This is a genomic window from Mycolicibacterium sp. MU0050 (genome assembly GCF_963378085.1).
Lineage (GTDB): Bacteria > Actinomycetota > Actinomycetes > Mycobacteriales > Mycobacteriaceae > Mycobacterium > Mycobacterium wendilense.
In genome coordinates this window covers 1,456,666-1,473,841 of sequence record NZ_OY726395.1, presented here as the reverse complement: position 1 = coordinate 1,473,841, position 17,176 = coordinate 1,456,666, and the positions used below count along the sequence as shown (strand labels likewise).

The following is a 17,176-nucleotide window of genomic DNA, read 5'->3' as shown; positions in this document are numbered from 1 at the left end:
CCTTCGGGTCCGCTACCCAATGACGTGGGACTGCTGTTGCTGCGGGTGCACACCGAACAGCTCCCGGTATGACGGCGGCTGCCGGTCGCCCTCCTCCTTGATGCCGTACTCGACGGCCAGTTCCGCACCGATGAGCGTCTGACCGCTGACCGCCATGACATCGGGATCATTGTAGAGCGCGGCGATCACGTGGCCGGTCAGCTCGGGGGTTTCGGCGGTGTCCAGGATGTAGCCCAGCTTGTCGGGGTTACCCGCGACGATCTTGCGGACCCGGTCGGTGAGCAGCGACCCCATCCAGATCGATACGGCGGCGATGCCGAACTCCTTGAAGTCGAAGGCCATGTCGGCGGCCATCTTGTCGACGGCGGCCTTGGGCACCCCGTAGGCCGGACCGAACGCATAGTGCACCGCACCCGAGGACGACGTGAACACCACCAGCCCACGCTGCTGCGGCAGCATCAGCGGGGCGGCGAGCACCGTGGCGACATAGCTGCTGCGGACCCCGACGTCGAGCGTGTCGACGACATTGAGCGGTTCCTGCCAGAACTTGGTCCGGCCCATCATCTCGTCGCGGATGACCGCGGCGTTGTTGACCAGGATGTCGACGCGGCCCTCCTCACGTTCGATCTGCGCGAACAGCGCGCGCACCTGATCGTCGTCGCCGTGATCGACCCGGACCGCGATCCCCCGCCCGCCGGCGGCGGTGACCTTCGCGGCCGTGTGCTCGATGGTGCCGGGAACCGGTGCGTCGGACGATGATTGGCTGCGGCCGGTGACATAGACCGTCGCGCCGTGGCTGCCCAGCGCGTGGGCGATGCCGGCCCCGGCCCCCCGGCTGGCCCCGGTGACGACGGCGACGAGCGGCGTTGTCGACATGATGTCCTTCCTACGCGGTGGGTGGGTGCTCAGCCCGAGAGGCGAGCGGCCGCACGGTGTTCGGTGATGGGTCGAGCCAAACCGTGCTCGTCGCACGCTCGTTGCAGATTGGCCAGCGTCTCCTCGAGACCGGGCCCCAGGCGTTTCCCCGGGGTGAACGACGCCGGGAGATGACGCATGCCCTGGATCACGCCGATGCTGTCGTAGTGCACGGTCCCCTCGGCCAGGCACTGGTAGTCCGGCATCCGGTCGAGCACGGCCGTCAGCATGGATTTGAACACCGTGCGCGCCACATTGGAACCGATGCAGCGGTGCACACCGAGACCGAAGCTGAAGTGCCGGTTGCCTTTGCGTTCCAGATCGATCTCATTGGGTTTGGTGAACAGCGCGGGGTCGCGGTTGGCCATCGCCCAGGACAACCACAGGCGGTCGCCCTCCTTGAGGGCCGTCCCGGCGATCTCGATGTCGTCGGAGATGGTCCGGGCATCCCCCGGGGCGGGGGTGAAGTACCGCAGGAACTCCTCGGTGGCGGGGTTGAGCAGGGTGTCGCGCTCCCGGCTGAGCCGTTCGCGCTGGTCGGGGTGTTCCGACAGCCACTCCAGGGCGTGTGCGGTCAGCGCCGTGGTGGTGTCGAATCCGCCGCCGATGAGCAGGTTGAGCATGCCGATCAGTTCGATGTCCGGCGGGGCCTCGCCCTCGATGCGCAATTTGGCCAGCGCGTCGATGATTCCCGGTCGCGGATTGTCGCGGATCTCAACGAGATTGGCGAACAGGTCCATGCCCATCGCCAGGTAGAGCTCCAGCACGCGGGGCGCGTCGGGCGAATCCGGGGCGGTGTAGACCGACGCATGCGCGGGCTCGTTGTACAACGTCCACTTCTTGAGGGGGACGCCGAGCATGGCCAGGGTGAGCACGGCCGGCACCACGTTGGCGAGGTCGTCGACGAAATCGATTCGGCCGGTTTCGATGTGCTCGTCGATGCTGGCGCGGACCACCTCGTCGATGAAGGGCACCCAGCGCTTGACCGCAGCCGGTGACAGGTACGGGTTCAGCGCGGTGCGGTAGTAGCGATGCTCGGGGCCGTCCATCTCCAGCATGCCGCCGCGGAAGTTCTCCGCCTCCATCATCGTCGGGATGGAGATGCCCTTGTAGCCGCGTCGCTCGTTGTTGACGTCGTGGTCGTTGGAGACGTGTGGGCAGCGGGCGAGCTCGAAGACCTCGTCGCCGCCGGCGGCCACCCAGTGCCCGTCGTAGGTGTCGGTCCATGCCAACGGGCACTGCTGGTGCATCTCCTGGGTGATGGCGAGGAACTTTTCGCGGTAGTCCGGATGATGTCGGTCGAAGTGGTAATGCTTGGCCGCCGCGATGTGCGGGGGATGGTCCGGCGCGCTCACTTGTGCCCCTGGCATCGGGTGCTGTCCACTCGGACTTTCATCGGCACTCCTCCTGAATTCTTCGCCGCGACGCTTGTTCCTCGGATGGGCCCGGCGCTAGAGCACCGCGCCGCCGTTGACCCCGATCACCTGGCCGGTCACGTAGCCCGCGCCCTCGGAACAGAGGTACGAACACAGCTCCGCGACGTCGTCGCCGGAGCCCAGGCGGCCGGCGGGGATCGCTTGCATCAGGTATTCCTCCGGCGGGAGCTTGCCGGCCTCCTGCTGTTGGCGCAGCATGGGCGTGTCGATCACGAAGGGCGGCACCGTGTTTGCGGTGATGCCCTTGGCCGCGTAATCGATGGCGATCGACTTCGTCATCGCGATCACGCCGCCTTTGGTGGCGCTGTAGTGCGCCTGTCGGCCGGCGCCCCGCTGGCCGGCCGCTGACGAGATGGTGACGATGCGGCCCCAACCAGCGGGCACCATGTCCGACAGCGCGGCCCGCACGCACAGGAATGTCCCGGTGAGGTTGACCGCCAGATAGCGGTTCCATTCGGCCAGGGTGATCTTGTCCACCCGGGTGAACCCGGAGATCGCCGCGCTGGTGACCAGGATCCCCACCGGGCCGAAATCCCCGCGCACCCGCTCGAAGGCGGCGGCCACCGCGTCCTCGTCGGCGACGTCCAGCCGGACGCCGATGGCCTGCCCGCCGCCGGCCTGAGCCTCGGCCGCCACCTTCGCGGCCGCCTCGCCGTCGATGTCGAGCAGCGCGACCCGGTGTCCGTCGGTGGCGAGCCGCAGCGCGATGGAGCGTCCCATGCCGGACCCGCCGCCGGTCACTACCGCTACTCGACTCACGTTGTGCACTCCCTCTCGTCGCGCGGTGGGCGCTGTACATATGTATAGCCAACGCCCGGCACAGAAACAAGAGCGCGACGGCTGCTGTACGCTCGTACAGTACCGGGCCGAGCGCCTCAGCCAACCAAGGAGTGGACGTGGACCTCTACTACGACCCCTGGGACGTCGACATCGATCTCGACCCGTACCCGACCTACCGCCGGTTGCGTGACGAGCAGCCGCTCTACTACAACGAGCGCCATGACTTCTGGGGCATCAGCCGCTACGCCGATGTCGATGCGGCCCTGCGTGATCCGCACCGGCTGAGCTCCGCGAAGGGTGACATCCTCGAGGTCGTCAAGGCCGACCCGGTGATGCCGCCCGGCGTTTTCATCAACGAGGATCCGCCGCTGCACACCATCCACCGCGCGCTGGTCGGTCGGATGTTCATGCCCAAGAAGATGCGTGCGCTCGAAGACAAGGTCCGCGCGTTCTGCGTGTCCTGCCTGGACCCGTTCGTCGGCGCGGACGAGTTCGATTTCGTCCGCGATCTGGGCGCCGAACTGCCGATGCGGACCATCGGGATGCTGGTGGGCATCCCCGACGCCGACCAACCCTCCGTCCGAGCGCAGGCCCACGCGGCGTTGCGGAACAAACCCGGCGAACCGCTACCGGTCAACAAGGACCACTACTTCGACGGCGACATGTTCACCGACTACGTCGCGTGGCGCAAGAAGAACCCGTCCGACGACCTGATCACCGAACTGCTCACCGTGGAGTTCACCGACGAGACCGGCACGCTGCGCAAGCTGCGCACCGAGGAGCTACTGATCTTCCTCGCGGTCATCGCCGGAGCGGGCGTGGAGACCACCGGCCGATTGTTCGGCTGGATGGGCAAGGTACTCGCCGAACATCCCGATCAGCGGCGACAGCTGGTCGACGACCCGTCCCGGGTGCCCGGCGCCATCGAAGAGCTGCTGCGCTACGAACCGCCCGGACCGCACGTCGCCCGCTATGTCGCCACCGAGGATGTGCGGTTCCACGACCAGACCGTGCCCGCGGGCAGCGCGCTGCTGATCATGCTGGCCTCCGCCAACCGCGACGAGCGCCAGTTCACCGACCCCGACACGTTCGACATCCACCGCAAGGCGGGATCGCACCTGACCTTCGGTCGGGGGCGCACTTCTGCCTGGGGGCGCCGCTGGCGCGACTGGAGGGCCGGGTCGCCCTCGAAGAGGTGCTCAAGCGGTTCCCGAAGTGGGAGGTGGACCTCACCCGCGCCACCCGGTCACGAACCTCGACGGTGCGCGGCTGGGACAGCATGCCCGCCGTAGTCGGCTGAACGGGGCGGTCAGCGGTCGCCGATGATGAAATCGGCGGCGCGCCAGGCCATTGCCATCATCGGCCCGTTCAGATTGCCTGCCACCATGGTCGGCATGATCGAGCAGTCCACCACGCGCAGGCCATCGATCCCTCGCACGCGCAACCGGCTGTCGACCACGTCGGCGTCGTCCGGCCCCATGGCGCAGGTGCCTGTCGCGTGGTACCCGCAGTAGCCGCCGTCGAGTGCGGCGTCGACCAGCTCCTCATCGCTGCGGACATCGGGACCCGGATATGTCTCGTGGCTGATCCGCTCGGCCAACGGCGACTGTTCGAAGATGCTGCGCATCTTGCGCAGCAGGTTGGCGGTCGCCGCCCGGTCGTCGGCGGTTCCCAAGTAGTTCGGGTCGATCCGCACCGTGGCGTCGGGATCGCTCGAGGTGATCTCGAGGGAGCCGGTCGCCGTCGGGCGCAACACCATCCCCAGACAGGAGGCGCCGGCCTGCCGTTCGATGGCGACCGGGTCCCCCGTGTTGTAGGTCGGAATCGTCCAGGGCCCCATCATCACCTGGGCGTCGGGCCGGTCCAGAGCGGGATCCGTCTTCAGGAATGCGACGATGTCGAAGGCCGGGGCGGCCAACGGCCCCTTCCGGGTCGCCAGGTACTTCATGCCGGAGGCCGCCTGCGCCATGCTGCCGGACAGCTTCTTGTTGTAGCCGAGATCCTCGTTCAGGCGGAAACGCATGGCGGCGCAACGGTGTTCGCGGAGCTTTCGGCCCACATTCTCCCGCTCCAGGTACACGGCCACACCCGCGCCGGCGAGCACTTCGCGGGGACCCACCCCCGAGAGTTGCAGCAGCTTCGGAGTGTTCAGGCCGCCGAGGGATAGGATCACCTCCCCGGTGGTGCGCACCTCCGAGGTACGGCCCTTGTGCGTGACCTCCACGCCGACGGCCCGCCCGTTCTCGAACAGCACCCGCTGGGCGATCGTGCGGGTGACGACGGTGAGGTTGGGCCGGCGACGAGCGGGCTTGAGGAACGCGGTCGCCGCACTGACCCGACGACCGTCCTTGATGTTCGACGTGGTGAAGCCGATGCGCTCGTCGTCGGATTCGTTGAGGTCCTGCACGCGGGTCAAGCCGATCGCGGCGCCGGCGGCCACCATCTCCTCGCACAGCGGATCGGGGTCGCGCGGGACCGAGATGTGCAGCGGCCCACCGACTCCGCGGGTCGGCGACGGGCCGAAGCCGCTGTCCTCGAAGCCCTTGAAGATCGGCAGCATCTCATCCCAACCCCAGCCCTTGTTGCCCAGGCGCTCGAGCCCGTCGTAGTCGGCCCGGTTGCCGCGGTTGTAGACCAGCCCGTTGATGGAACTGGAGCCACCCAGGACCTTGCCCCGGAGCCACTGCTCGACGTGCGGGACCGGACCGAACGGCTGGGTCTCGTAGTGCCACACGTGCTTCTCGTTCTCGAACAGCATGCCCGCACCCTTAGGGATGCGGAAGAACGGGCTGCGGTCGACACCCCCGGCCTCGATCAGCAGCACCCGCACGCCCGGATCGGCCGAGAGCCGATTGGCCAGAACGCATCCCGCAGACCCGGCCCCCAGGATGATGTAGTCGAACGACCCCTGCCTCATGCTGTACGACTGTACGACATGTGCGGGTCGCAAATACCGCGAGCGGCCATCCTGGTACAGAAATTCGTGGCGGTTTCAAGCGGTGGATGCAACAGCGGGCGATTTGAACGGGTTCGACAGTAATTCGTCGAGGGCTTCGGCGGGGGTTTTCCAGCGCAGGGTTTTCCGTGGCCGGTTGTTGAGTTTGGCCGCGACGTAGTCGAGGTAGTCAGCGGGAAAGACCGACAAGTCAGTACTTTTGGCAAAGTACTGGCGTAGCAGACCATTGGTGTTTTCGTTGGTGCCGCGCTGCCAGGGCGAGTGCGGATCGCAGAAGTAGATGTCCAGCTCCGCGGCGGTCGCGATGGCGGCGTGGTTGGCCATTTCGTGGCCTCGGTCCCAGGTCAGAGTCTTGCGCAGGATCGTCGGGAGCTGGGCCATTTTGGTTACGATCGCTTCCTGGACGGCTTCTGCGGTATGCCGGTCGGGCAGGTGCAGCAGCATAGTGAAACGAGTGGTGCGTTCTACCACCGTCCCGATTGCCGACGCCGATGCGACGCTGCCCAGGATCAGATCTCCCTCCCAGTGTCCGGGGACAGCCCGGTCTTCGACCTCCGGCGGCCGCTCGCTGATACTGACGATGTCCCGCAGTTTCCCGCGGCGCTCATCGGGGCGGCGCTGAGGCTTACGCAACGCCCGTCCGGTCCGCAGACAGGTATGCAACTCGCGGCGCAAATTCCCCTTGCCCTGAACATAAATCGCCTGATAGATGGTCTCGTGGGACACCCGCATCTCCGGATCGTCAGGGAAGTCGATCTGCAGCCGTCGAGCGATCTGCTCAGGACTGTGCTGATCATCTTCCAACCGAGTCTGCACCTCAGCATGTAAACGCCGGTTGGTCGCCAGCTTGCCCGGCTTGGCTCGGCGAGCCCGACGCTGACTACGTGCATGAGCGCTGCTGGCACGATAGCGCGGACATTGCTCGTGACCGCCATGCCACCTCGCCCCGAACTGGTATCGGCTGCGGTAACGGTTGCGGCCAGGCTTGCTGTTGTTCTTGATTTCACGCGAGATCGTCGATGGTGCCCGCTTGAGTCGACGCGCGATGCTGCACATCGATTCCCCTGCAGCGATGCCTAACGCGATCTCCTCACGTTCTTCGAAGCTCAACCGAGGCTTTTTCCGAGGCCCGTCATCACGCGGAGGTGGTTTCACACCTCCAACATCAGCAAACCAGCGATAACCAGTGTGCCCCGACACGCCGACAGCCTTGCCGGCATCTCGCGGCGAGAGCCCATCACGAATTAGTTCCCAAAACCGGCTTTCCACACGCGCTAACTCCGGCAGCCCCATCTGAACCCCTCAGCTAGAGGCTGTTGCATCCACCCCTTGAACCCAGGCGTCGAAACCTGTACCCAGATGGCCGCTCGCGGCGACAGCCGTCAGGCCCGGGGCAGTCCCAGCACCCGCTGGGCGATGATGCTGCGCTGAATCTCCGAGGTGCCGCCGGCAATGGTGCCGCCGAAGCTGCGCGCGTACCGCTCGAACCAGCTGGTCGTCGGGGCGTCCTCGCCGAAGGGCGCAAACGGCGCGGTGGTCATCGGATGGGTCAGCCCCGCCGAGCCCGCTGCCTCCAGGGCATTGCCCACGGCATCCTGGAACGCCTCGGAGCCGAACAGCTTGAGCACCGACAGCGCCGCAACGTCCTGCTCCCCGCGGGCCTCCCGCGCCACGGCCACCGACCCCATCAGGCGCAGCGCCTGGGCGTCCATGTACAGCGTGGCGTAGTTGTCCCGGTCGAGCGCGGTGGTCGGCCGGAAGTCGGCGATCAACTGCTCCATCCAGTCGGCATAGCTAAGCCACAGCAGGGTGCGCTCGTGCCCCAGCGAGCCGTTGGCCACCTTCCAGCCCTCGTTGAGCGGGCCGACCAGGTTCTCCACCGGCACCCGTGCATCAGTGAAGAAGACCTCGTTGAAGTCGAGATCCTCACGGCCGCAGATGGATGCGAACGGCCGGCACGCCACGCCGGGCGTGTCGGTGGGAACCACCAGCACGCTGATGCCCTTGTGCTTGGGCGCATCGGGATCGGTGCGCACGAAGGCCAGGATCACGTCGGCGTCGTGCGCACCCGAGGTCCAGACCTTCTGGCCGTTGACCACGAAGTCGTCGCCGTCGCGGATCGCAGTGGTGCGCAGCGAGGCCAGGTCGGAACCCGCATTGGGTTCGCTCATGCCCAGCGCCGCGGTGATCTCCGCGCGCAGGATCGGCACCGCCCACTTGTGCTTCTGCTCGTCGGTGCCGAAGGACAGCAGCGAGGCCGCGATGATGCCGACGCCCTGCGGGTTGAAGCTCTGGTAGATGCGCCGCCGTGACAACTCATCCCGGTAGACGTACTGCTGCAGGATGTTGGCGTTGCGGCCGCCGAACTCCGGCGGGTTGCCGGGCAGCAGCCAGCCGTGGTCGAACATCACCCGCTGCCACTGCCGCGCCCAGTCCGGAACGTCGGCCGTGGATGTGGAGCGCACGGTGGTGGTCGCCGGGTCGGGCAGGTGTTCGTCGAGGAAGGCGATGAACTCGGAACGGAAGGCCTCGACGTCGTCGTCGAAGGTCAGTTGCATGGCTCAGGCCTCCGCGAGGGTCATGTCGGCGACCACGGCGCGGTGCTCGGCCGCACCGCCGAGCAACAGCTCACCGGCCTTGGCCCGCTTGAGGGCGAACTGCACGTCGTTCTCCCAGGTGAAGCCCATGGCGCCGAACAACTGGATGCCGTGCTTGAACACCAGGGACTGGCATTCACCGGCCGAAGCCTTGGCCATGGCCGCGGCCAGCCGCCGGCGCGGGTCGTCGGCGGCGATGGTCAACGCCGCGAAGTAGGACAGGGCGCGGGCCCGTTCGATCGCGACGTGCATATCGGCGGCCTTGTGTTGCACCGCCTGAAAGGAACCGATGAGGACGCCGAACTGCTGTCGCGAACCCACGTGCTCGAGGACCATGTCCAGCACCCGCTGGCAGGCGCCGACCATGGTCAGCGCCAGACCCGTGAGCGCCACGTCCTTGGCCCTGGCCGCGTGGTCGGTGTGGGCGGCCACCACGCGGTCGCCGGGCGCCACCCGCACCCGGTCGAAGGTCACCTCTGCCACATGCAACACCGGGTCGAAAACGGGGACACGACGGGCCGAGAACTTGTCGGCGCCGACGACGAACACCCCAGCCGGCGTCGACACCGCAATGCGCTCGGCGCGATCGCCGTCGAGCACGTGGCGCGCGGTGCCGTCCAACTCCCAGCCGTCGGCGACGCGCGCCGCGGTCACCCCGTCGTAGACGGCCGCCCCGGACAACTTGGGGTCGACGGCCTCCGGCGCCAGCGGGTTGAACTGGGTCAGGGTGGCCAGGTATGGCGTCGGGTCGGTGGCCCGACCGAGTTCCTCGACCAGCAGGCCCAACTCGACCGTCTCTTCGACGTCGGTGAGTTCGGTCCAGCCGTTGGCCACATACGATTTCCACAGCGGTGCGGAGGGATCCCGGTCGCCGTCCCCCTCGGCAATGGCGCGCACCAGGGACGCCGGGCACTCCTTGGCCAACGCGTCGCGCACGGTGTCGCGCCATAACCGCTGGTCGGAATTCAGCTCCAGCAGCATGGGCGCGCCTTCCTCGTAAAAGTTCGGGTGTCGCGAATGCTTTCGCGCAGTCGGAGAATAGCATTCTCCACAACTGCGAGTAAGAATCTCATAAACCGGTGCCACGAGGCCCCATCATGGGTAGTTCGTCCGGTACAGTTCATGCATGCACTTTCCACAGGGCCGCAGGTCGCTAGCCCGATGAGCAGTCCCAGCGAAGAGCCCGCGTGGAAGCAGCGTGCCGTCGAGCGGTCCATCAAGACCGCCAAGTTGCGGGCCGCCCAGCGCGTGCAGCGCTTCCTCGACGCCGCCCAGGCGATCATCACCGAAAAGGGCAGCACCGACTTCACGGTCCAGGAGGTCGTGGACCGCTCGCGGCAGTCACTGCGCAGCTTCTATCTGCAATTCGACGGTAAGCACGAACTACTGCTGGCGCTCTTCGAAGATGCGCTGAGCCGCGCGGCCGACCAGATCCGCGCCGCCACCTCCGGTCAGGCCGACCCATTGGACCAGCTCAGAGTGGCAATCGAGCTGCTCTTCGAGCTGTCTCGCCCGGACCCCAGTGCCAAGCGCCCGCTGTTCACCGACTTCGCGCCGCAGTTGCTGGTCTCGCACCCCAACGAGGTGCGGGTGGCCCACGCGCCGCTGATCGCGTTGTTCACCGAGCTGATGGAAACCGCCGAGGCGGCGGGCCGGTTGCGCAGCGGCGTCAACGCGCGGCGGATGGCGGCCATGACGATGCAGACGGTGATGTTCACCGCGCAGTCCAGCGCCCCCGCCGACGACGAGACCATCAACCCCATCTCGGCCGAGGAAGTCTGGGCGTTCTGCGCCCACGGCTTCGCCGCCAGCTAACTCCGGAACCACGTTCTCGGTGGCCCAGAACCACGCTTACGCGGAATGTGGCCCAGGTCTCCATTTAGTCGACCAGACAGCGTCTCGCTGACCGCAGTCGGCGACACGCCGAAAAGGGATCGAGAAATTTCCGCGGCGCCGTCAGCCCCGCCGCTCGTGCAGACCGGCCAGCGCGTCGGCCGCCGAATACGCGTCGGTGCTGCCGTCCGCAACCGCCGCGGCCAGCCGGGCCAGGTCGGGATGGCGCTGCAGGCGCGTCTGCGCGAGTGAGAGGATCTGCGCACGCGCCCGGGCTGTTCTGCGCTCCGCCGTGTCCGCGCGATGATGCGCCTCGATGGCCTCCACCAGCTCGGGCAGGCCCTCCCCCTGCGCAGCAACGAGTTTCAAGATCGGCGCGCCCGTCTCGGCGTGCAGATCCCGCACCGTCTGGTCGGCGCCGTCCCGGTCGGCCTTGTTGACCACCACCAAATCGGCCACTTCCAGCAGCCCCGCCTTCGCGGCCTGGATGGCGTCACCGGCCCCCGGGTTCAGGATGACCACCGTGGGGTCGGCCACCGCCGAGATCTCGACCTCCGACTGGCCCACCCCGACGCTCTCCAAGAAGATCAGGCCGTAGTCGAGCGCGGCCAGCAGGCGGATCGCCGCCGGGACCACCGCCGCCAGCCCGCCCAGATGCCCGCGGCTGGCGATCGACCTGATCAGTACCTCCGGGTCGTTGATGTGCGCCACCATCCGGATTCGGTCACCCAGTAGCGCCCCGCCGCTGTAGGGCGAGGACGGGTCGACGGCCAACACCGCGACGCGCACCCCGCGCTCCCGGTACGCCCCGACCAGCGCCCCGACCGTCGTCGACTTGCCGGCGCCGGGTGGGCCGGTGATGCCGACGACGCGCGCGGGCGCCGACTCGAACTCGTCGAGCACGGCCAGCGTCTCGGCTCGACGCGGGCCCTCGACCAGGCTCAGTAGCCGGCCGGCGGCGCGGATGGAGCCCGCTCGGGCCGACCTGATCAACTCGGCGGTGTCGGGAAGCTCTCGGGTCACAACCATCGATTATCTGTCCTTGCACTGGAGGGTCGCCCTCGATCCTAGGAGAATAGTATTCTCTCGATCTGAGAGCCTGAATTGCAGGAAGGGAATACAGCATGCACATCGCGGGAAGCTCGGCGATTGTCGTAGGTGGTGCCGGCGGCCTCGGCGAAGCCACCGTCCGTCGGTTGCACGGCGCCGGCGCCAAAGTGGTGGTCGCCGACATGGCCGACGACAAGGGCAAGGCACTGGAGTCCGAACTGGGCGTCCGCTACGTTCGCACCGACGCGACCAGCGAGGACAGCGTGCTGGCCGCGCTGGCGGAGGCGGAAGCCCTGGGGCCGCTGCGCATTTCGGTCGATACCCACGGCGGGCCGGCGACCGGCGGTCGCCTGGTCGGCAAGGACGGCAGCCCGCTGAGCCTCGACGGATTCAAGACCACCATCGAGTTCTACCTGACGGCGGTGTTCAACGTGATGCGGCTGTCTGCCGCCGCGATCGCCAAGCAGGAACCGCTCGAGGAGGGACAGCGCGGCGTCATCATCAACACCGCGTCGGTGGCCGGGTACGAGGGCCAGATCGGCCAGGTCCCCTACTCGGCCGCCAAGGGCGGCGTCATCGGGATGACATTGGTTGCCGCACGCGATCTTTCGCCGTTGGGCATCCGGGTGGTCACCATCGCGCCGGGGACCATCAACACCCCCGCCTACGGTCAGGCCGCCGATCAGCTGGAGGCCTACTGGGGTCCTCAGGTGCCGTTCCCCAAGCGGATGGGCCGCTCGGTCGAGTACGGACAGCTCGCGGCGTCGATCGTCGAGAACGACTACCTCAATGGTGAGGTGATCCGTTTGGACGGCGCGCTACGCTTCCCGCCCAAGTAGCCTGCGGTTTCGGCGTGATCTGCCACGGTCAGCGTGGCAGATCACGCCGAAATCACTACTTCTTGGCGATGAGTCCGTCGACGATCCGGTTGAAGTCCGCGGTCCCGAACGACACGTACTCCGAGAGGTTCGCGTAGTCCAGCGACGCCATCACCGACCGCTCGAGCTGGATGTTCATCAGGCGCTTGGTGGCCTCGACGGCCTGCTGCGGCAGCTCCAGGATCTTCTTCGCGCAGGCGATGGCCTCGGCCACCGGATCGGCGACCACGTGGTTGGCCATCCCCAACTCCAGCGCGCGCTGCGCCGTGATCTTCGTTGCGGTCAGCGCGAATTCCTTGGCCTGCAGGAAACTGATCTGGCTCGGCCAGACCAACGGACCGCCGTCTGCGGCGACCAGGCCGATCTGCACGTGTGGGTCGGCGAAGTGCGCGGTCTCGGCCATGTAGACGATGTCCGACATCCCGGCCAGGCTGCAGCCCAGCCCCACCGCCGGACCGTTGACGGCGGCGATGACGGGAATGCGGCAGCGGATCATTCCGATCACCAGGTCGCGGCCGTGCTTGATGGTCTTGGTGCGCAACGCCTCATCGCGCCGCAGCTCGTCGAGGTAGTTGAAGTCGCCGCCGGCGGAAAACGCGCGCCCCGCTCCGGTCAGCACCGCCACCCGCGCGTCGGCATCCTCGTTGAGCGCCTCCCACAGGGAGGCGAGCCCGACGTGCAGCGCGTCGTTGACGGCGTTGAGCGCCTCCGGGCGGTTCAGCGTGATGATGCGCAGCGGGCCGTCCGCCTGGACGTCGATTTCGTCTGGCATTCCGTACATTTGAAGTCCCTTCTTGTCGGGCGTGCGCCGTCAGACGCCCAGGCCCAGGATTCGTGAGGCAATGATGTTCTTCTGGATCTGCGACGTACCGCCCATGACGCTCTGCGCGCGGCTGTACATGTAGGCGCCCAGCATCTCCTCGTCCCCGGTGCCGGCGACGTCGAGCGCCGCATGCCCGACGGTCTGCTCGACCCAGGTCATCAGCAGCTTGTCGATGGACCCGTTCGGCCCGTGCGACAGACCGTCGAGTTGTTCGGAGAGCCGGCGCCGGACGTGGTGGGTGAGCATCTCCACCTCGACCGCCGCCCACACCAGTTCCTCCGACGGGCTTTCGGTGCGCTTGACCAGCGACCGCACCAGCTTGTCGTAGCGGGCGGCGAAACCCAGGGTGGAGGGTTCGCGCTCGTGGCTGACGACCGTCATCGCCAGTGGCCAGCCCTCGCCCGGTGCGCCCACCATGTTCTCGACGGGCACCTTCACGTTGTCGAAGCTGACCTGTCCGAACTCCTTGGTGACGCCGCTGATCATCTGCAGCGGGCGCTGCTCGATGCCCGGCTGATGCATGGAGCAGATGAACGCCGAAATCCCGCGGTGCCGTTTGGCTTCCGGGTCGGTCCGGGCCAGCACCAGACACCAGTCGGCGACGTCGGAGTAGCTGGTCCAGATCTTGTGCCCGTTGATGATGTAATTCTCGCCCGCCTCGTCGAGCACGGCGGTGGTGGTCAGCGACGCCAGGTCGGAGCCGGCACCGGGTTCGGAGAAGCCCTGGCACCAGCGCTCGGTGCCGTTGATCATGCCGGGCAGGAAGCGCTGCTGGATCTCCTTGCTGCCGTGGTGCCCGAGCCCGACCACCAGGTAGCCCAGACTGGGCCGTGCCGGGGCGCCCGCGCGCGCCAGTTCCTCGTCGAGGATGACGTCGTAGACCGGTGGCAACTCCTGGCCGCCGTATTCCTTGGGCCACGACAGACCGAAGAACCCGCCCTCGTACAGGGCGCGGTGCCACTCACCGGCCTTGGCCCAGTACTCGTCGCCGGAGGTCGGAAACTCCTTGGCGTGCACGGCCAACCAGTCACGAAGGCGCTGCCGGAACGCCGCTTCCTCGGTGGAATCACGAAAGTCCAAGGTCGATGTCCTCCCACTTGACGGGCCACAATTCGGTTGAGATGAGCGCGCGGCGCAGGTACACATGCGCCAGGCACTCCCAGGTGTTGCCGATCCCGCCGTGCACCTGGATCGAGGTCTCGCAGACGGTGCGGGCGGTCCGCGCGCAGTACAGCTTGGCCACCTTGGCCGCGCGCACCGCCTCGGCGGCGGGCAGTTCGTCGACGGCCCACGCGGCATGCCGCAGCACGCTCACCGAGCCCTCGGTGAGCGTCAGGCTCTCGGCCAGCAGGTGCGCGACGGCCTGGTAGGAGCCGATCGTATTGCCGTACTGCTCACGGATCTTCGCGTACTCGACGGCCAGGTTGAGGGCGCCCCGGGACACGCCGACCAGGTCGGCCGCGGTGCCGACGAGGGCAAGCGCGTACCAGCGCTGCGCGTCCTCGTCGGTCACCGAGCCCAACGACTCGGCCGCCCCCAGCGTGGCGCGGGTGCGGGTCAGGTCCGCGGTGGACGCGGCACCGGTGATCTCCGCGCCCTGCACCGCCGTACCGTCCAGGACCAGCGCCCGCGCACTGCCGCGGGCGTCGACGGCCTGGCCGTCGACCGCCACCGTCGCGGCCGTGGCGTCGGTCCCGTCGATGTGCCGGGCCAGGTCGTCGGCCAGCACCGGGCCCAGGAACGGCGCGTCCACCAGACCGCGGCCGAACTCCTCGGCGACGAGCGCCACCTCGACTCCCGACGCCTCGTCGGACCGCAGCGAACGCCACCCGGTGACGGCGATCTGCTTGTCCAGGCGGGTGATTCGCCCGTCGTCGTCCAGCTCGGCGACCGATCCCGGTCCGAGGTCGTCGGCGAGCTTGGCGGCCGCATCGCGCAGCTGCTGTTGCTCAGTTGTCAGACGTACATCCATGGCGCTCCTTCAGCACGCGACGCAGCACCTTGCCGGAGGGCAGGCGCGGAATCTCTGGCACGAAAACAATTTCGGTGGGACGTTTGTAGGACGCCAGCGTGTCGCCGACCAACGAGATCAACTCGTCGGCCGACACACCCTGGGTGCTGGCGACGGCGGCGACCACGGCCTCGCCGTCCGCCGGATGCGGGACGCCGAACACCGCGCAATCACTGACCGCCGGGTGGCCGTGCAACACCGCTTCGACCTCGGCGGGGGCGACCTGGAAGCCCCGCACCTTGATCATCTCCTTGGCGCGGTCGGTGATCCGCAGATAGCCGCGCTCGTCGAGGAAGCCGACGTCGCCGGTGCGGTACCAGCCGTCGTGCATGGCGCTCCGGGTCTCCTCGGCCGGCAGGTAGCCCGTCATCAGCGAATCCGATTGCGCCTGAATCTCACCGGTCTCGCCGACGGACAGCGGGGTGCCGTCGTCGAGCGAGACCACCCGCAACCGCACGCCGGGTGCGGCGCGGCCGACGGTGTCCAGGGGGCCGTCACGCAGGTCGTTGCAGGTCAGCACCGGCAGTTCGCTGGCACCGTAGGCGGTGGTCCAGCCGACACCGGTGCGACGGGTCACGGCCTCGGCCACGCTCACCGTCACCGGCGTGGCGCACCACATGATGTAGCGCAGCGAGGACAGGTCGAACGATTCCAACCCGGGATGCGAGGCAATGGCCAACGCTATTGGCGCCACCGCCATCTCGACGGTGATGCGATCGGACTCGATGTGGCGCAGCATCGTCTCGACGTCGAAGCGCCGGTGCAGCCGCAGCCACCCGCCGGCCTCGAGCACCGTGACGATGTTGAGCAGCCCCAGGATGTGCGACGGCGGGGTGACGATCTGCAGCCGATCCCGCTCGCCGAGGTCCAGCACGGTCTTCCAATGCGTGACCGCGGTCCGAAACGATCCGTGGGTGTGGCGCACGGCCTTTGGCAGGCCGGTGGTGCCGGAGCTGAACACCAGCACCGCCTCGGCCTCGGCGGCCGGGGTGGACACCGAGGGCGAGGCGCCCGGGACGATCGGCTCATCGAGATGCCGCATCGGCATCCGCTCGGTCAGCACGGGTTGATCACCGAGCGCGTGCTGTGGCTCGGTGAGCGCCAGGGCCGCGGCCACCTCGGCGTTCTTCCAGGCCGGGCTGATGAGCACCACCGAGGCGCCCAGCTGCCACACCGCGAACAGGGCGACGACGAACTCGGGGCGGTTCGAGGACATCAGCGCCACCCGCTGGCCCGCGCGCACGCCCCGGTGCGCCAGCTCGGCGGCCAGGCCGTCGGTCAGGGCGGCGAGCTCCGAACGACGATAGGTACGCTCCTCGAAGGCGAGAACGACCGGATCGGGCATCGGTCCTCCTCGCCGGCTCGTACTTGTCAGCGTCACCTTCCGACCCGGCGGCCCACTGCGGCCGCAGGCGTCTGACCTGGCAGACTCGAGAAGATGCTATCGCGGTATGAGAATACTATTCTCGTTGGGGTAGAATACACGTACCAGTCCGAAAACCCAGGCCCGAGGATGGGGTGATGACAGTTCAGATGTCCAGCGACACCGAGACCACTCCGTCGTCCGCGAGCGACGACCAGGGCGGCGTGACGGTCCAGCTCGACGGCAAGACGGCCCAGGTGCCGCTGCGGGAGGGCGAGACCATCCTGGAGGCCGCCCGCCGGGCCGGCATGACCCCGCCGTTCTCCTGCGAGGCGGGCAACTGCGGCACCTGCATGGCGAAGCTGACCTCCGGCACCGCGACCATGCGGGTCAACGACGCTCTCGACGACGACGAGGTCGAAGAGGGCTACGTGCTGACCTGCCAGGGCACCCCCGACGGGCCCGTCGTCGTCGACTACGACTGCTGACCCACCCCGCGCACCCGCGGGGGCTCGACCCCCGCGCCGAGATCGA

At 67.8% G+C, this 17,176-nt stretch carries 15 protein-coding genes and 1 pseudogene; 4 read left to right on the top strand and 12 right to left on the bottom strand.

Annotated features, from left to right (window positions below; genetic code table 11):
* Positions 1 to 12: 12 nt before the first annotated feature.
* The 3 genes from R2K23_RS07115 to R2K23_RS07105 all read right to left on the bottom strand — a co-directional run bounded on the left by R2K23_RS07115 (position 13) and on the right by R2K23_RS07105 (position 3,110).
* Entirely contained in the window at positions 13 to 876 is an 864-nt protein-coding gene (locus R2K23_RS07115) for an SDR family NAD(P)-dependent oxidoreductase (RefSeq protein WP_316515556.1), read from the bottom strand.
* 29 nt (positions 877 to 905) lie between these two features.
* Complete coding sequence (locus R2K23_RS07110; RefSeq protein WP_316515554.1) at positions 906 to 2,270, bottom strand: cytochrome P450; 1,365 nt, start codon at positions 2,268 to 2,270, stop codon at positions 906 to 908.
* 96 nt (positions 2,271 to 2,366) lie between these two features.
* Entirely contained in the window at positions 2,367 to 3,110 is a 744-nt protein-coding gene (locus R2K23_RS07105) for an SDR family NAD(P)-dependent oxidoreductase (protein ID WP_316515552.1), read from the bottom strand.
* A gap of 131 nt (positions 3,111 to 3,241) precedes the next feature.
* Between R2K23_RS07105 and R2K23_RS07100 the strand changes: the two are divergent.
* Positions 3,242 to 4,431, top strand: a pseudogene (locus R2K23_RS07100) (cytochrome P450).
* A 9-nt stretch (positions 4,432 to 4,440) separates the two neighbouring features.
* Here the strand turns inward: R2K23_RS07100 and R2K23_RS07095 are convergent.
* The 4 genes from R2K23_RS07095 to R2K23_RS07080 form a co-directional block, all read right to left on the bottom strand.
* Positions 4,441 to 6,048 (bottom strand): GMC family oxidoreductase, encoded by a 1,608-nt coding sequence (locus tag R2K23_RS07095; RefSeq protein WP_316515550.1) that lies wholly within the window; start codon positions 6,046 to 6,048, stop codon positions 4,441 to 4,443.
* A 75-nt stretch (positions 6,049 to 6,123) separates the two neighbouring features.
* Positions 6,124 to 7,380 carry an IS30 family transposase gene (locus R2K23_RS07090; protein ID WP_316510746.1) on the bottom strand — a complete coding sequence of 419 codons (1,257 nt, stop codon included), beginning with the start codon at positions 7,378 to 7,380 and terminating at the stop codon, positions 6,124 to 6,126.
* Positions 7,381 to 7,469: 89 nt separating this feature from the next.
* Entirely contained in the window at positions 7,470 to 8,645 is a 1,176-nt protein-coding gene (locus R2K23_RS07085) for an acyl-CoA dehydrogenase family protein (protein ID WP_316515548.1), read from the bottom strand.
* A gap of 3 nt (positions 8,646 to 8,648) precedes the next feature.
* On the bottom strand, positions 8,649 to 9,665 hold the full coding sequence (locus R2K23_RS07080; protein WP_316515545.1) for an acyl-CoA dehydrogenase family protein: 1,017 nt from the start codon (positions 9,663 to 9,665) through the stop codon (positions 8,649 to 8,651).
* A gap of 180 nt (positions 9,666 to 9,845) precedes the next feature.
* On the opposite strand from R2K23_RS07080, the gene R2K23_RS07075 reads away from it, so the two are divergent.
* Complete coding sequence (locus tag R2K23_RS07075) at positions 9,846 to 10,499, top strand: TetR/AcrR family transcriptional regulator (protein WP_316515544.1); 654 nt, start codon at positions 9,846 to 9,848, stop codon at positions 10,497 to 10,499.
* A 141-nt stretch (positions 10,500 to 10,640) separates the two neighbouring features.
* Here the strand turns inward: R2K23_RS07075 and R2K23_RS07070 are convergent, their stop codons facing one another.
* A complete protein-coding gene (locus R2K23_RS07070; RefSeq protein ID WP_316515542.1) occupies positions 10,641 to 11,546 on the bottom strand; it encodes an ArgK/MeaB family GTPase in 906 nt (301 codons plus the stop codon).
* A 95-nt stretch (positions 11,547 to 11,641) separates the two neighbouring features.
* Between R2K23_RS07070 and R2K23_RS07065 the strand changes: the two genes are divergently transcribed.
* Complete coding sequence (locus tag R2K23_RS07065; RefSeq protein ID WP_316515540.1) at positions 11,642 to 12,406, top strand: SDR family NAD(P)-dependent oxidoreductase; 765 nt, start codon at positions 11,642 to 11,644, stop codon at positions 12,404 to 12,406.
* Positions 12,407 to 12,461: 55 nt separating this feature from the next.
* On the opposite strand, the gene R2K23_RS07060 is transcribed toward R2K23_RS07065, so the two are convergent.
* The 4 genes from R2K23_RS07060 to R2K23_RS07045 are packed head-to-tail and all read right to left on the bottom strand — an operon-like array spanning position 12,462 to position 16,624.
* Positions 12,462 to 13,226: an enoyl-CoA hydratase/isomerase family protein gene (locus tag R2K23_RS07060; RefSeq protein WP_316515539.1), complete on the bottom strand. Its 765-nt coding sequence runs from the start codon at positions 13,224 to 13,226 to the stop codon at positions 12,462 to 12,464.
* A gap of 30 nt (positions 13,227 to 13,256) precedes the next feature.
* Positions 13,257 to 14,348 (bottom strand): acyl-CoA dehydrogenase family protein, encoded by a 1,092-nt coding sequence (locus tag R2K23_RS07055; protein WP_316515538.1) that lies wholly within the window; start codon positions 14,346 to 14,348, stop codon positions 13,257 to 13,259.
* Entirely contained in the window at positions 14,335 to 15,240 is a 906-nt protein-coding gene (locus tag R2K23_RS07050; protein ID WP_316515536.1) for an acyl-CoA dehydrogenase family protein, read from the bottom strand. Before R2K23_RS07050 ends, R2K23_RS07055 begins: the two co-directional genes overlap by 14 nt.
* A complete protein-coding gene (locus R2K23_RS07045) occupies positions 15,218 to 16,624 on the bottom strand; it encodes a class I adenylate-forming enzyme family protein (RefSeq protein ID WP_316515534.1) in 1,407 nt (468 codons plus the stop codon). The genes R2K23_RS07050 and R2K23_RS07045 overlap by 23 nt, the downstream gene beginning before the upstream one ends.
* A gap of 176 nt (positions 16,625 to 16,800) precedes the next feature.
* Between R2K23_RS07045 and R2K23_RS07040 the strand changes: the two genes are divergently transcribed.
* Positions 16,801 to 17,130 carry a 2Fe-2S iron-sulfur cluster-binding protein gene (locus R2K23_RS07040; protein WP_316515533.1) on the top strand — a complete coding sequence of 110 codons (330 nt, stop codon included), beginning with the start codon at positions 16,801 to 16,803 and terminating at the stop codon, positions 17,128 to 17,130.
* The last annotated feature ends 46 nt before the right edge of the window (positions 17,131 to 17,176 follow it).